At 42.0% G+C, this 13,613-nt stretch carries 8 protein-coding genes; 4 read left to right on the forward strand and 4 right to left on the reverse strand.

Features of this window, described 5'->3' with window-relative positions; genetic code table 11:
* Positions 1–14 precede the first annotated feature (14 nt).
* Positions 15–866, forward strand: coding sequence for an ATPase (locus ACNOGP_RS02085; RefSeq protein WP_418213961.1), 852 nt, complete (start codon positions 15–17; stop codon positions 864–866).
* A gap of 1 nt (position 867) precedes the next feature.
* On the opposite strand, the gene phnW is transcribed toward ACNOGP_RS02085, so the two are convergent.
* The 3 genes from phnW to ACNOGP_RS02100 are packed head-to-tail and all read right to left on the reverse strand — an operon-like array spanning position 868 to position 4,206.
* Positions 868–1,950 (reverse strand): 2-aminoethylphosphonate--pyruvate transaminase, encoded by a 1,083-nt coding sequence (phnW, locus tag ACNOGP_RS02090; RefSeq protein ID WP_418213962.1) that lies wholly within the window; start codon positions 1,948–1,950, stop codon positions 868–870.
* 52 nt (positions 1,951–2,002) lie between these two features.
* Positions 2,003–2,794: a phosphonoacetaldehyde hydrolase gene (phnX, locus tag ACNOGP_RS02095; protein WP_029425915.1), complete on the reverse strand. Its 792-nt coding sequence runs from the start codon at positions 2,792–2,794 to the stop codon at positions 2,003–2,005.
* Between the two features lie 44 nt (positions 2,795–2,838).
* Positions 2,839–4,206, reverse strand: a complete 1,368-nt coding sequence (locus tag ACNOGP_RS02100) for a DUF5690 family protein (RefSeq protein ID WP_418213963.1) — start codon at positions 4,204–4,206, stop codon at positions 2,839–2,841.
* A 232-nt stretch (positions 4,207–4,438) separates the two neighbouring features.
* Between ACNOGP_RS02100 and ACNOGP_RS02105 the strand changes: the two genes are divergently transcribed.
* The 3 genes from ACNOGP_RS02105 (at position 4,439) to ACNOGP_RS02115 (ending at position 10,540) form a co-directional block, all read left to right on the forward strand.
* Complete coding sequence (locus tag ACNOGP_RS02105; RefSeq protein ID WP_418213964.1) at positions 4,439–5,332, forward strand: hypothetical protein; 894 nt, start codon at positions 4,439–4,441, stop codon at positions 5,330–5,332.
* Between the two features lie 198 nt (positions 5,333–5,530).
* Positions 5,531–8,110, forward strand: coding sequence for a glycosyl hydrolase 115 family protein (locus tag ACNOGP_RS02110; protein ID WP_418213965.1), 2,580 nt, complete (start codon positions 5,531–5,533; stop codon positions 8,108–8,110).
* Between the two features lie 63 nt (positions 8,111–8,173).
* Positions 8,174–10,540, forward strand: a complete 2,367-nt coding sequence (locus ACNOGP_RS02115; protein WP_418213966.1) for a beta-L-arabinofuranosidase domain-containing protein — start codon at positions 8,174–8,176, stop codon at positions 10,538–10,540.
* A gap of 95 nt (positions 10,541–10,635) precedes the next feature.
* On the opposite strand, the gene ACNOGP_RS02120 is transcribed toward ACNOGP_RS02115, so the two are convergent.
* Positions 10,636–13,605, reverse strand: a complete 2,970-nt coding sequence (locus ACNOGP_RS02120; protein WP_418213967.1) for a glycosyl hydrolase 115 family protein — start codon at positions 13,603–13,605, stop codon at positions 10,636–10,638.
* Between the last annotated feature and the right edge of the window lie 8 nt (positions 13,606–13,613).

Raw genomic sequence — 13,613 nt, forward strand, 5'->3', positions numbered from 1 at the left:
ATATACAGTAAACTATGATGCTTATCGCAGACAGCGGTTCTACCAAGACCGACTGGTGTGTCATCCTCGATAATACACCTATCAAAAGGATTGGAACGAAAGGACTCAATCCCTTCTTCCAATCAGAAGAAGAAATTCAGCAAGAACTGACACATTCCCTCCTGCCGCAATTGCCGGAAGGAACAATCGACTCTGTCTACTTTTACGGTGCAGGCTGTACACCCGAGAAAGCTCCCACCCTCCGGCGGGCAATAGCCGACAGTTTACCTGTTGTCGGAAATATCAAAGCCTACTCGGATATGCTGGCTGCCGCTCGTGGACTATGCGGTCGTGAAGCAGGCATTACCTGTATACTGGGAACAGGTTCCAACTCCTGTTTCTATGACGGTAAAGAAATTGTCAACCACATTTCTCCTTTAGGCTTTATCCTGGGTGACGAAGGAAGCGGAGCTGTTCTAGGCAAGTTACTAGTCGGTGACATCTTGAAGAATCAACTCTCTCCCGCCATCAAAGAAGCATTTCTAAAACAATTCGACCTGACAGTTCCCGAAATCATTGACCGGGTTTACCGTCAGCCCTTCCCGAATCGTTTTCTGGCAAGCCTGTCACCTTTTATAGCACAACATCTGGAAGAACCTGGAATACGACAATTAGTGCTAGACAGCTTCATTGCTTTTCTCCGAAGAAATGTAATGCAATATGATTACACGCAGTATCCGGCACATTTCATAGGATCAGTAGCTCATTGTTACAAAGAGATACTTCAAGAGGCAGCACAAGAGACAGGTATTAGAATCGGAAAGATTTTGCAAAGCCCGATGGAAGGACTCATCCAATATCATTCCGATCCGTTACATCAGCCGTAAGTTAGCTTTCCTTGATCGTTTCTATCAGCTTCATAAAGTCAGTCGGATGAACGTCACCGATGTTGCCGATACGGAAAGTATCTGCCTGTGATATCTTTCCCGGATAGATGACAAACCCTTTAGCTTTCAGTTTCAGATAGAAATCTTTAAAGTTAAAGTCAGCCGAAGGATAATAGAAAGAGGTGATAACAGGCGACTGCTGTTCATCGGGCAGCAGAGTCTTATAGCCTAAAGCGCGCATACCTTCCACCAATACGCGATGGTTCTCACAGTAGCGGACATAGCGAGCTTCTACACCACCTTCGGCTTTCAATTCAGTCAAAGCCTGCATGAAGGCACGCACCACGTGAGTAGGCGAGGTGAAACGCCATTTTCCATGTCCTTTCTCCATTGTTTCCCATTGCTCATAAAGATCGAGCGAAAGAGAACGGGCAATCCCTTTACATTTCTCCATCAAAGAACGACGGGCAATGATAAAGCCAAATCCCGGTACACCTTGAATACACTTGTTGGCACTACTGATCAAGAAATCGATACCTAACTTTGCCATATCGATGGGTACTCCTCCAAAGCTACTCATAGCGTCCACAATCAATATCTTACCGTGGCGCTTCACCACGGCGGCAATCTCCTCCAAAGGATTGAGCACACCGGTCGTAGTCTCACAATGTACTACAGACACATGCGTCACCTCCGGATGTTCATTCAAATAAGTATCTATCTTATTGGCATTCACCGGTTCTATTTCTTCAAACCTCATCACGTGACAATCAATATGGTAATATTCGGAAATAATGCCCATACGCTTACCGTAAGCACCATTGGCTGCTACTAACAGTTTATCCTCAGGACGAACTACAGAGCCAAGTGTGGCTTCCACACAAAAACTTCCGCTACCTTGCATCAACACAGCCGTATACTCGTCAGGAGCGCTAGTAGCAATCTCCACCAATTCTTTACGGATAACTTCTACAATACCAAGATTGTAATCTTCATCCCAAGTACACCAGTCGCTCATCATCGCTTGTTTCACAGTGTCGGTTGTAGTAAGAGGACCGGGAGTCAAAAGTAAATAAGGTCTCATATTATCTTAGATTTATTAATTTATCGGTTTGTTATTTTTATTATTCTTTCTTTTATAATGCCATACGTTCATTGATATCCTCTATCAACATCGGCAGTTCGGCAATCGTGTCCACCACATAATCAGCACCAGCGGCATACATACGGTCCCGCACCTTAGCCATGCGGCATTTCAGTTCCCCCATCGGAAGAGTGCGGGTTTCTTCTTCAGTCAGTCCCAATTCGTTACTTCCCATTATTACACCTACACTCCACACACCGGCATTCACACCTTCACGTATGTCTGCAATCGTATCACCATATTTCAGCACAGAGAAACGGGAGGCAACGTCCAGATCACACATATTGCGATAAATCATATAAGGCTTCGGACGACCACCGGGCAGATTGTCCGAAGTGACACAATTATCAATCCTGTAACCTTTCTTTTCTGCGGCAGGAATCACCACATCCATCATCTTTTGAGTATATCCGGTAGTAGAACCGATTTTGATTCCCTGAGCGCGTAGTTTGGCAATCACCTCCACCACACCGGGAATAGGCTCCGTATAATCTTCCAAAGTATCGAACAATACCTTTTGGAAACGTTTATAGCATTCCTGCACATCCTCTTCGGTATAGTCACGTCCGTACTTCTCACGAAAGTCCTTTCCTACCCGTTCAATGGAAAACAAAGCACGTATCTCTTCAATCTTAGTCAACCCCATGTGGGCACGTGTCTCGGCAGCCGTAACAGTCAGTCCCATCTGCTTGAAACTATCCACGAAAGCCGCTACCGGTGCAAAACATCCATAATCGACGGAAGTACCCGCCCAATCCATAATCACGCATTCTATTTTTTTCATATTGCAGTTATTGATATTACTCATTCTAGTGTAATTGATGTCAATCATATCGTTGGATTTGAAGTTAATAATTCGTTGTAACTATTCATGTCATTTACCTTTCTTACGCTACCCGTATCAGGGATTTTCTTAGCCTTCATCACATAGACGGCTGCAGCGGCAAAAGCGATGCAACAGGTTATGCCTACAAAGACACTCATCTCATTATAGAACACCGTCCAGTCTATATGCGAGGCTTTCAACTCCTTAAACAGCAGTAATGCTAACGTACCCACATAACCGACAAAATCTATAGTGATAATGAAGAATCCCACGTTCCCCTTCACTTTGAAACAAGCAATGAACCTTTCAAAGAAAATGGTTTGGAAACTGAGGTAAGCAATGTCTATACAGAGCGTCTGCAAAAAGAGCCACAAAGTAGTAGACAACTGTACCTCTCCGCTACCTAGCAGAGCCAATACCCCCATACTTGCGGTAGAAAGTCCCAACAATGTATAAAGTACTTTCAAATGATTTCCGGAGAAAGCGAGTACGGCAAACGTGGACAATAATACCAATGTAGCGATGGTATCAAGTTGGGCAAACAGCCAGGAAGAAATTGTATCCACATCAATGATGCAGACAATAAAATCCTCTTTAATATCACGTTGTACAGTAAGCAAAAGATTGGCGACAAAAAGCAAAAGCAGTAAGGGCATATATTGTTTGAAGAGCGCCCAACGTTGCTGTCCGTTGAGAGTGACACGAACGGAACGGGCTGCAATATCCGCCGCCGTAGGACGAGGAAACTTGGTCATCATCCATCCCATAAAGCAAAGCAACGGAAAGGCCAATCCCCCTACGAGTGCAGGCATCCAAAACTCACTGACATAGAGTTGATTCAACGCATAAAGTCCGAGACTCTTTGCCACTCCCGAACTCAGTGCCATACTCACTCCCATAATACTTGCCAGAATATCGGTAGTACGACGACCTTCGAGAAAGCTGAATATCACTCCCCACATGCAACCCAAAGAAAGCCCGTTAAAGAAAAGTGCCACTATATTATAGGGCAATGGTAACAGGCCGAACGCCAACAGAGAGGCTTCGGACAAGGCAGCAGATCCGATAATGAACTTCAACCGATTCTGCGGCTGCAATTCGGAAATATATTTAATGCCAAACAACTTGGCGCATACATAACCGATGAGCTGGATAATGCTCACCACAATCTTATAATCCATACCAGCCACCGTCAACCCTTCAAACTCAGCAGCAGTAAAGGGCTTACGTAAAGCGTAAACCAACGAGTAAGACAATAGTGCCGTACCACCCATCCAGAGAATGAAAAGCCAGTCAGGAGTATGTCTTTCCGTTTTACCGTATTGTATGTCCGGTCTTTGTCCTATCAGTTTATTCAGTGATAAATTCATATTCTTCTTCGTTTTGACATCGCAAAAGTAGAACCACCCAACGAGGTAAAAAATGAATAAAACAGGAATAATAAGTACGAAATAATTCAGAAATATTCATGTAATTGTAATGTAACACACCGGAAAGAGGCTACAAAACAACCTTTTTGCAATAAAAGTCAGCGTATAGAGAGTTGAATTCAAGAGAGAAAGCTATTTTTGTAACAAGCTAATGAACTCCTCAATAAAAAATATGAATGAGCTGAAAGAAATCTACGACCGCATTACTTTCCTACGTGGAAAGGGTATCAAGATGAAAGAAATGGCCGAACAAGCACAACTCACCCCGAGCGTATTGTCCGCCATGTATTCCACAGTATTCCCGGCATACTTCAAAAATGTGGAAAAAGGGATGGATGACAACGAAGCATTGGACAACGCTTTAATGTGGGTCAATAATCTTTCGAAAAAGAAACTCTTCGGACTACTTCCGCAAATGAAACAGGCACTCTTCGCTATGGAGGTGGTAGTAAAAGAAAAGCCGGACAGTATGAATCCTTTTCTTTCCGAACTGGCACACAACGCCAGGCAAAGTGTGAATCATATCACAAATTTCAGTGGCATATATACCAGCTACAGTCTCTCCTCCAACACCAATGACCTGAAAATCGAGCCTTACTTCATCGCTCCGGCCGAGAATGGCAACTACATCGAAGTGGGACACACGAATGCTCATGGCACCACTCATTGGGGATTCGGACTGATGAATGGCATGAGTCATCTCTATCTTGTTTTCAATGAGAGTCATGCCCCGCAACTTTCCATGTTCAATATTTGCCTCAAACTGCCGATGTTCGACCGTCCGCCTTTCCTACGCGGCATTTACCAATGCTTTGATTATAATTACAACCCTATCGCCCGCCGTATATTATTGGTTAAACAGACCGACAGAGCCGAACGTTCCAAGTTTCTTCAACAAAAAGGGAACCTAAAATCCTACGACGAGCTGAGTGAAATCGAGCGTCTCTATTACAGCTATACCTGTCGTGAAGGAGACGTTATACGTATGTGTAACATCCCCACTCCCCAAATGACTACCGACGACCTGACATTGGAAAAGAAAATATTGGAACTGAGTAAGCTATAACATTGGTAATCAGCAGTTGTAAGAACAAAGGGCACGAATGATGTAACAATTAGAATAATATTTGAAACAGATTAAAAAAACAACGGTTACACATAGATATAGAACAGAAACAAATCTTATAATCAGACAGTATAAGATACGCTATCTTTGCTCCACAAAGAACAAAAGTATTATTAACTGTTTTATATGATGCATACCATGAAAAAAGTATTATTACTCTTATGGCTTTCAATAGTCAGCCTTTCGATGTTCTCTGCAGAACAATTCATCTCTTTCACACCTCTAGCAGATTACTTTCCGCTGATAGTAAACGGACAACCTTGTATTATAAAATGTGATTCGAATATTGATAAAGGGGTCAAAATCGCCATTGATAATCTGCAACAAGATATATTCAATGTATGTGGAACAAAACCGGAAATCCTAACAGAAGGAAATAACAAACAATGCGTCTTGATAGGAACATACCAAAGTCCTATCATCCAGCAACTGATAAAATCTAAAAAGCTGAATAAGAATGAACTGAACGAAAAAACGGAAAAGTTCCTCCTACAAATCATAACTAATCCCTGCGAAGGAGTTGATGAGGCTTTGGTGATTGCAGGTAGCGACAAACGGGGAACAATTTACGGAATATACGAACTCTCCCGACAAATGGGTGTATCTCCCTGGTATTGGTGGGCGGACGTTCCTGTTGCCAAACAAAAAAATGTCTATATAAAACCCGGAATATATACAGATGGCGAACCCGCTGTCAGATATAGAGGAATCTTCCTTAATGATGAAGCTCCTTGCCTGACTAGTTGGGTAAAACATACGTATGGTACAAAATACGGTGATCACCGTTTTTATGCACGTGTGTTCGAACTGATCCTTCGCCTGCGCGGTAATTTTATGTGGCCTGCTATGTGGAGTTGGAGCTTTTATGCAGACGATCCGGAAAACAGCAAAACCGCCAATGAAATGGGGATTATTATGGGAACCTCCCATCACGAGCCTATGGCACGTAACCATCAGGAATGGGCAAGAAAACGCAAGGAATATGGCGTATGGGACTATACATCCAACCAAAAGACCATAGATCAGTTTTTCCGCGAGGGAATTGAAAGAGCTGCCGATACGGAAGACCTTATCACCATTGGTATGCGTGGGGACGGTGATGCGCCAATGGGAGGTAAAGAAGGAAAAGACCATGAATATGCGGCACGTGACAAGGACAACATACGTTTGCTGGAGAAAATCTTCAAGAACCAACGTCGGATTATCAAGGAAGTAACGGGAGAAGCTCCGGAAAAACGCCCGCAAGTCTGGGCTATCTACAAAGAAGTGCAACGCTACTATGATATGGGACTTCGTGCACCGGATGATGTTATCATGTTGCTGACCGACGACAACTGGGGAAATGTAACCCGCCTTCCTAACGCTGAAGAGCGGAAACATCCGGGAGGTTGGGGTATGTATTATCATGTTGATTATGTAGGTGCTCCCCGTAATTCAAAATGGCTCAATGTTACCCCGATTCAAAATATGTGGGAACAACTGCAACTGACATACGACTATGGAGTCGATAAACTTTGGATTTTGAATGTGGGCGACCTGAAACCAATGGAATATCCTATCACCCTTTTCCTGGATATGGCATGGAATCCCAAACAGTATACAGCTGATAATTTGCAGGAACATCCACGCCAATTCTGTGCACAACAGTTCGGTAAGGAACAAGCAGATGAAGTAATGCACATCTTGAACCTATACAGCAAATATGCAGGACGTGTCACTCCCGAAATGCTCGACTGTAAAACCTATAACCTGAAAACAGGAGAATGGAAACAAGTATCGGACGAGTTTGTGAAACTTGAAGCGGAAGCATTAAGGCAATATACCACACTCAAACCGGAGTACAAAGATGCCTACAAGCAATTGATTCTTTTCCCGGTACAAGCAATGGCCAATTTGTATGAGATGTACTACGCACAAGCCATGAACCACAAACTCTACAAAGAAAACAATCCGCAAGCTAATGAATGGGCAGACAAAGTTGAAAAAGCATTTGCACGCGACAAAGCATTGAGCAATGATTATAACAATGTGATGTCCGGCGGTAAATGGAAAAATATGATGATCCAAAAACATATCGGATATACTTCATGGAATGATAACTTCCCTGCAGATAAATTGCCGGAGGTATTCCGTATCCAGCAGCCGGAGAAGGCGACAGGAGGTTATATATTTACAGGAGAAAACGGCTATGTGGCTATGGAAGCCGAACATTATTTCAGCATTCAGAATGCAGCCGATGCACACTGGATAGTCATACCACATATAGGAAGAACCCTTAGTGGAATGGCCTTAATGCCATACACACAACCTACCGATGGAGCTTCCATCTCTTATAAGATGAAGTTACCAAAGGAGACTAAGACTGTCAATGTACACATTGTAGTAAAATCAACCCTTGCGTTCCATGATTCCAAAGGGCATAAGTATAACATTGGATTTGAAGGAGGAAAAACGGAAACCGTCAATTTCAACCATAATTTGAATGAGGACCCTAAAAATGTTTATAGCGTATTCTATCCTACAGTAGCCAGACGTATAGTAGAGAAAAAAGTCAAGTTGGAGTTACCACGCACATCAGACGGATTACAGACGCTGATATTCCGTCCTTTGGATCCGGGCATTGTCCTCGAAAAAATAGTGATAGATTATGGAGGATATAAAAAATCCTACTTGTTTATGGACGAATCCCCAAATAAAAGAATGACTCAGCCTTTATAAAATTGACTAGTTATAAGTCCGGTCATTTTCATTTTCGCCATTTATGGATAAAATCAATATATCATGAAAAAACAAATCACTTTAAGTCTTATTTTATTAGTAGTAATATTATCCCGCATCACTGCTCAAGATAAGCTGTATCCCAATACATTTTCTTTGAAAGATGTAGAACTACTTGACGGACCTTTCAAGTATGCTTGTAATTTGAATGTACAGAATCTTTTAAAGTATGATACGGATCGACTACTTGCCCCCTTCCTTAAAGAGGCAGGATTAACTCCTAAAGGAGAAGTTTTTCCTAATTGGGTAAGGTTGAGTGGACACGTAGGAGGCCACTATTTGAGTGCATTAGCCATCCATTATGCCGCCACCGGAAATCCTGATTGTAAAAAAAGGATGGAATATATGCTTTCAGAACTTAAACGCTGTCAGAAGGCAAATGGCAACGGATACATAGGTGGTGTCCCCGACAGTAAACATCTTTGGGAAGAAGTTAAAAAAGGAAATATTAAAATTGTATGGAAATCATGGGTTCCCTGGTATAATTTGCACAAAACCTTTGCCGGGCTCAGAGATGCATGGTTATATGGAAATAGCCAAGAGGCCAAAGATATGTTTTTAAAGTTATGTGATTGGGGAATAGACATCATTTCTCCCTTGAACGAAAAGCAAATGGAAGAAATGCTCTCTAATGAATTTGGAGGGATGGCCGAAGTCTATGCAGATGCATACCAAATAACGAAGAATGCTCAATATCTAAAGGCAGCCAAATGCTTTTCACACAAATGGCTACTTAACAGTATGGCTGCCGGAAAAGACAATTTAGATAACAAACATGCCAATACTCAAGTTCCTAAAGCTGTCGGTTACCAACGTATTGCGGAACTAACGAACGATACAACCTATACCACCGCTGCTACCTTTTTCTGGAATAGAGTCGTAAATCACCGCTCTTTATCGCTAGGGGGTAACAGTCGTCGCGAACACTTTCCTGAAAAAGATGACTGTATCAGTTATGCAGAAGAACGGGAAGGTCCGGAAACCTGTAATACATATAATATGCTAAAGCTAACAGAAGGATTGTTCAGAATGCATCCTTCAGCCAGTTACTCTGACTTTTACGAAAGAGCAGTATTTAATCATATACTGTCATCACAACATCCTGAACATGGTGGATACGTGTATTTTACCCCTGCCCGGCCTTGCCATTATCGGGTATATTCAGCTCCGAATTCTGCAATGTGGTGTTGTGTCGGAACAGGAATGGAAAATCATGGCAAATATGGTGAATTCATCTATAGCCATACTACAGATTCTCTATTTATTAACCTGTTCATAGCCTCTAAATTAAACTGGAAAGATAAAAAGGTTACCCTCACACAAAAGACTCTCTTCCCTGATGAAGAAAACAGTCAAATAACAATCAATGTAAAAAAGCCTACAAGATTCACTCTATTGATACGCCATCCACGCTGGGTGTCGTCATCTGATATGAAAGTAACGCATAATGGTAAGAACTATGCCATAGGCTCGTCTCCATCGTCATATATAAAAATAGACAAAATATGGAAAAATGGAGATGTTGTCAATATCAATACTCCCATGAAGGTCTCTATCGAAGAAATGCCTAATGTACCTAATTATATATCCATCTTACGTGGTCCGATATTATTAGGAGCTAAGACCGAAAAGGGAAATATGAAAAGATTTATTGCTAACGACAGCCGTATGGGACATGTTGCCTACGGTCCATTAGTCCCCTCATTTGAAGCTCCTTTTATCATTGGCAACAGAGATGAGATACAAGACAAATTGAATAATATGCAACCGATAGCCGGCAAACCGTTAAGCTATACCATTCCCGGTCTTGTACAACAAGAGAAATACAAGGATTTGATATTTGAGCCTTTCTTCCGGATACATGATAGTCGATATGTTATTTACTGGCAGTCTATGTCTCAAAAAGAATTTGAGTACTACCAAGCAAGTAAAAAAGAAGAAGAGATGCAAAAACTGCAAATTGACCGTAGGACAATAGATTTCGTCATAGCCGGCGAACAACAACCGGAAGCAGATCATCTCATGAAAAATGAGAAATCACGTACAGGAAACCTGGAAAAAGAAGCCTGGAGAGAAGCTAAAAACGGATTTTTCCAATACAAGCTTCATACAGCAGGAAATGAAGCACTATCACTGATGGTACGTTATTGGGGAAGAGAAACCGGGAACCGGACATTTGACATTTTAATTGATGGAAAGAAACTGGTAACAGAAAATATCGCTAAGAAATGGAACAAAAATGCATTTGTTAACGTAGAATATCCGATTCCTACTGAAATGTTGAAAAACAAACAATACATCACCGTTACTTTTCAAAGTAAAAATAATAATACAGCCGGTAAAGTTGCCGCAGTACGCTTACTCAAATAGACTACCACAAATAAGCCATTAAAACCTTAACATATTAATAGAGCGAGACTGCCTATAAAAGTAGTCTCGCTCTATATATTTTATTTATACTCCCTTCAATTGTGACGTACCGAAGGAGCACCAAAATAGCTAGGATATTTATTATCCGGGTTAACAACAATTTTTTCAAGTACAATCTCCGGATCAATCATGAATATCTTCAAAGTATGCATTCCCGGTTCTAGCACTTCAACCTCCACATCAAGCCAACGTAAATTATCGAATACTTCATTCCGGCGTGATTGTCCGGTAGCTATCAATTTAATGCTTCTATTCCTAGAAGGTAATGGTTTCAGCACCTTCGACTTTGCCAGGTTTTTAGAGTTATACTCACTAAATGTATCCACAAATCCTTTACGGGCATCAATGATTTGCGGTTCGTTGTTATCGAGTCCCATTGCAATGCGCAGTCCCCGTTGAGGATACACATCCTGAGTAGGCAATATTCCTAAACAAACAGTAGTCTTTCCTACTTTAGGTAAAAAGACTTTATACTCCAGACATGGTGCATTCCGCGGTTCGGCACTCGGTGCTGTAACCGGCTGAATCCCCATACAGGCTTCATCTCTACCCAAATCAGGTAGAACAATCCATCGTGCATTCTTTCCCGCTATATTTGCGTTATATTGATTTGCCGGTATGGAGAATTCTGCATTTGCAAGATTCCCCCAATAAGGTTCCTGAGTTTTGGGAAGCTCAGTCTTGACGACATGAACATAAACAGGAACAGTCACTTGTTTCTGTACGATTTCAATCATAGCTTCCGATTCACCGAATGGTAATTTTCCCCAATCAATACTTACCTGAATCCGAGCATCCTTTTCTACCGTTCCTTTTGTTTGACTCAGTTTTACCCAAGATTTATTTGCCCTAGCCTTGAACCGGAAAGAGCCGTTACCACGATTAAACACATCTATGTAGTAACTTTGATTACTCAGCCAATCAAATGTCGGCAAAATTGCCTTATTATCAGAACCGGGCCATGACTTTATACAGCCTTCCACAGCCACTCCCATCTTCGGAAATTCCTCCGGAACTACCTCTTTCAGATTTGGCAAAGAGTCTTTTTTAGGCATACTCCATTTCACGTACCCCAAATGTACATCTTTCATCATATTTTTCCATTTCCCATTCGCCATAGAAGTATTATAATATTCCCCCAACTGCTTATCTATTTCAAAAAGCTCCCGCACCCGTCCGGCATAATCATTCGCGCTCACACGCCCCTGCTCCGCATAAAGATTATTTTTAGCCGCCGCCAAATAAATCTCGGCAACTCCGGCCGAAGCCTTTGCCGGATAAAGGACCAGTTGATAGTAAGCATCCTGTGCTTCCGGAGCTATTTTGTCTCGCAAAGCCTCAGCCTTCGTCGCAACATCACGCCAAAGACTGATAACACGATCCGCCTCAAGATGATTCACTACACTAAAAACGGTCGTTGCCTGCACCTCCGGTTTCCTCCAAAGGTTATACTTACTATATTTAGAAACTATATCAGCTATCTCTTCCGCATATCTCTCACCAAATATACCTGCTGCCCAATTCACCATATAATCCCATACCTTATTTGCCGGAATAGCATCCGGATTCCATGCGTAACGCATAATAAAATCAATGGGAAGTTCTTTTGGTTTAAGATCTCCTACATTTACAATCCAAAGATCATCAATTCCGGTCTGATAAGCCAAATTAAACTGTTCTCTTAGCTTCGGAATTGTTGTAGTATTAATCCAACGGTCATTCCACGGTCCGCCATTCATATCAATATGATAGTACAAGCCCATTCCACCTTTCCTTTCCTTTTCTTTTGCGGGACCGATACGGCGAATATATCCCCAATTATTATCACAAAACATCAAAAGCACATCATCCGGTACCGTAAATCCCTTATCATAATAGCGTTGTACCTCTGTAAAAATCGCCCATGTCTGTGGAACCTCTGCAGGATCTTTACCATAAACCTTATGTATCAGTTCACGCTGACCTTTTATGACAGAATCCAACGTAGCCATATTCTCTTCATCACTTCCTTTGCCCATGGCTACATCACCATCGCCACGCATACCGATAGTTATCAGATTATCATAAGCCTTATTACGCTCAAGACCTTCTTGGAAAAAACGGTCTACTCCTTCCCTATTTACTATGTAATCCCACGGACCTACTTCCTTTCTCCTCCTAGTATACTCTTTGTGCGCTCTCATCATAGGTTCATGATGTGATGTGCCCATCACAATACCGTATTCATCAGCCACAACCGGATTCATCGGATCATCCTCATTAAAAGCACTGCTCCACATGGCAGGCCATAGATAATTGGCTTTCAAACGTAATAGCAATTCAAACATATGACTGTACATTTTGGAATTGAATCCTCCAAACTTAGCACGAGTCCACTGTCCGAACGACGGTTCTTCATCATTGATAAAAATACCCCGATATTTTACCTTTGGAGATGGTTGAATATATCTTCCCGACTTAACATAAATAGCCTCACTCTTCTTTACCGGAACATCCGCCCACCAATACCAAGGAGATACTCCTATTTTCTCAGAGACATCATAAATTCCATAAATGGTGCCCCGTTTATCACTCCCTGCAATCACCAGATTCCCATCCACTGTTTGTATCAGGAAGGACTCCCATTTACCCTGTATCTCCGAAACGTCTATCTTCTTTTCAGAAACCAATCGGTCTATCAATTTACTTTTACCGATAGTACCCACTATCACAGAGGAAGACAGAATAGATGTTGTTGAAATAACTTTGGCAGATAGTCCCGATACTTTGCATACATCATCGCCAAGATCATTGGCAGCCCGTACCACACCTTTCCAATCAGAGGGATCGACACATATCTTAGCGGCAGTGCCATTGCCTGCTATTCTAAAAGAACCTTCCGATCTTGTCTGCTGGATATACGAAGGCATACCGAACCCCAATCCATCAACAATAGAATTGGCTTTTATTGACATACTCGACAGTGCTACCATCAAGCATACGAAAAACTTTTGTTTATTTCTCATTACGCATT

The sequence above is a fragment of the Bacteroides difficilis genome, from assembly GCF_048319815.1.
Classification (GTDB): domain Bacteria; phylum Bacteroidota; class Bacteroidia; order Bacteroidales; family Bacteroidaceae; genus Bacteroides; species Bacteroides zhangwenhongii.

What these genes read in the sequence shown, in the direction of transcription:
- ACNOGP_RS02120 (WP_418213967.1), bottom strand. Translation starts at nt 13,605, where the DNA reads ATGAGAAATAAACAAAAGTTTTTCGTATGCTTGATGGTAGCACTGTCG.
- ACNOGP_RS02085 (WP_418213961.1), top strand. Translation starts at nt 15, where the DNA reads ATGATGCTTATCGCAGACAGCGGTTCTACCAAGACCGACTGGTGTGTC.
- ACNOGP_RS02105 (WP_418213964.1), top strand. Translation starts at nt 4,439, where the DNA reads ATGAATGAGCTGAAAGAAATCTACGACCGCATTACTTTCCTACGTGGA.
- ACNOGP_RS02115 (WP_418213966.1), top strand. Translation starts at nt 8,174, where the DNA reads ATGAAAAAACAAATCACTTTAAGTCTTATTTTATTAGTAGTAATATTA.
- ACNOGP_RS02110 (WP_418213965.1), top strand. Translation starts at nt 5,531, where the DNA reads ATGAAAAAAGTATTATTACTCTTATGGCTTTCAATAGTCAGCCTTTCG.
- ACNOGP_RS02100 (WP_418213963.1), bottom strand. Translation starts at nt 4,206, where the DNA reads ATGAATTTATCACTGAATAAACTGATAGGACAAAGACCGGACATACAA.
- phnX (WP_029425915.1), bottom strand. Translation starts at nt 2,794, where the DNA reads ATGAAAAAAATAGAATGCGTGATTATGGATTGGGCGGGTACTTCCGTC.
- phnW (WP_418213962.1), bottom strand. Translation starts at nt 1,950, where the DNA reads ATGAGACCTTATTTACTTTTGACTCCCGGTCCTCTTACTACAACCGAC.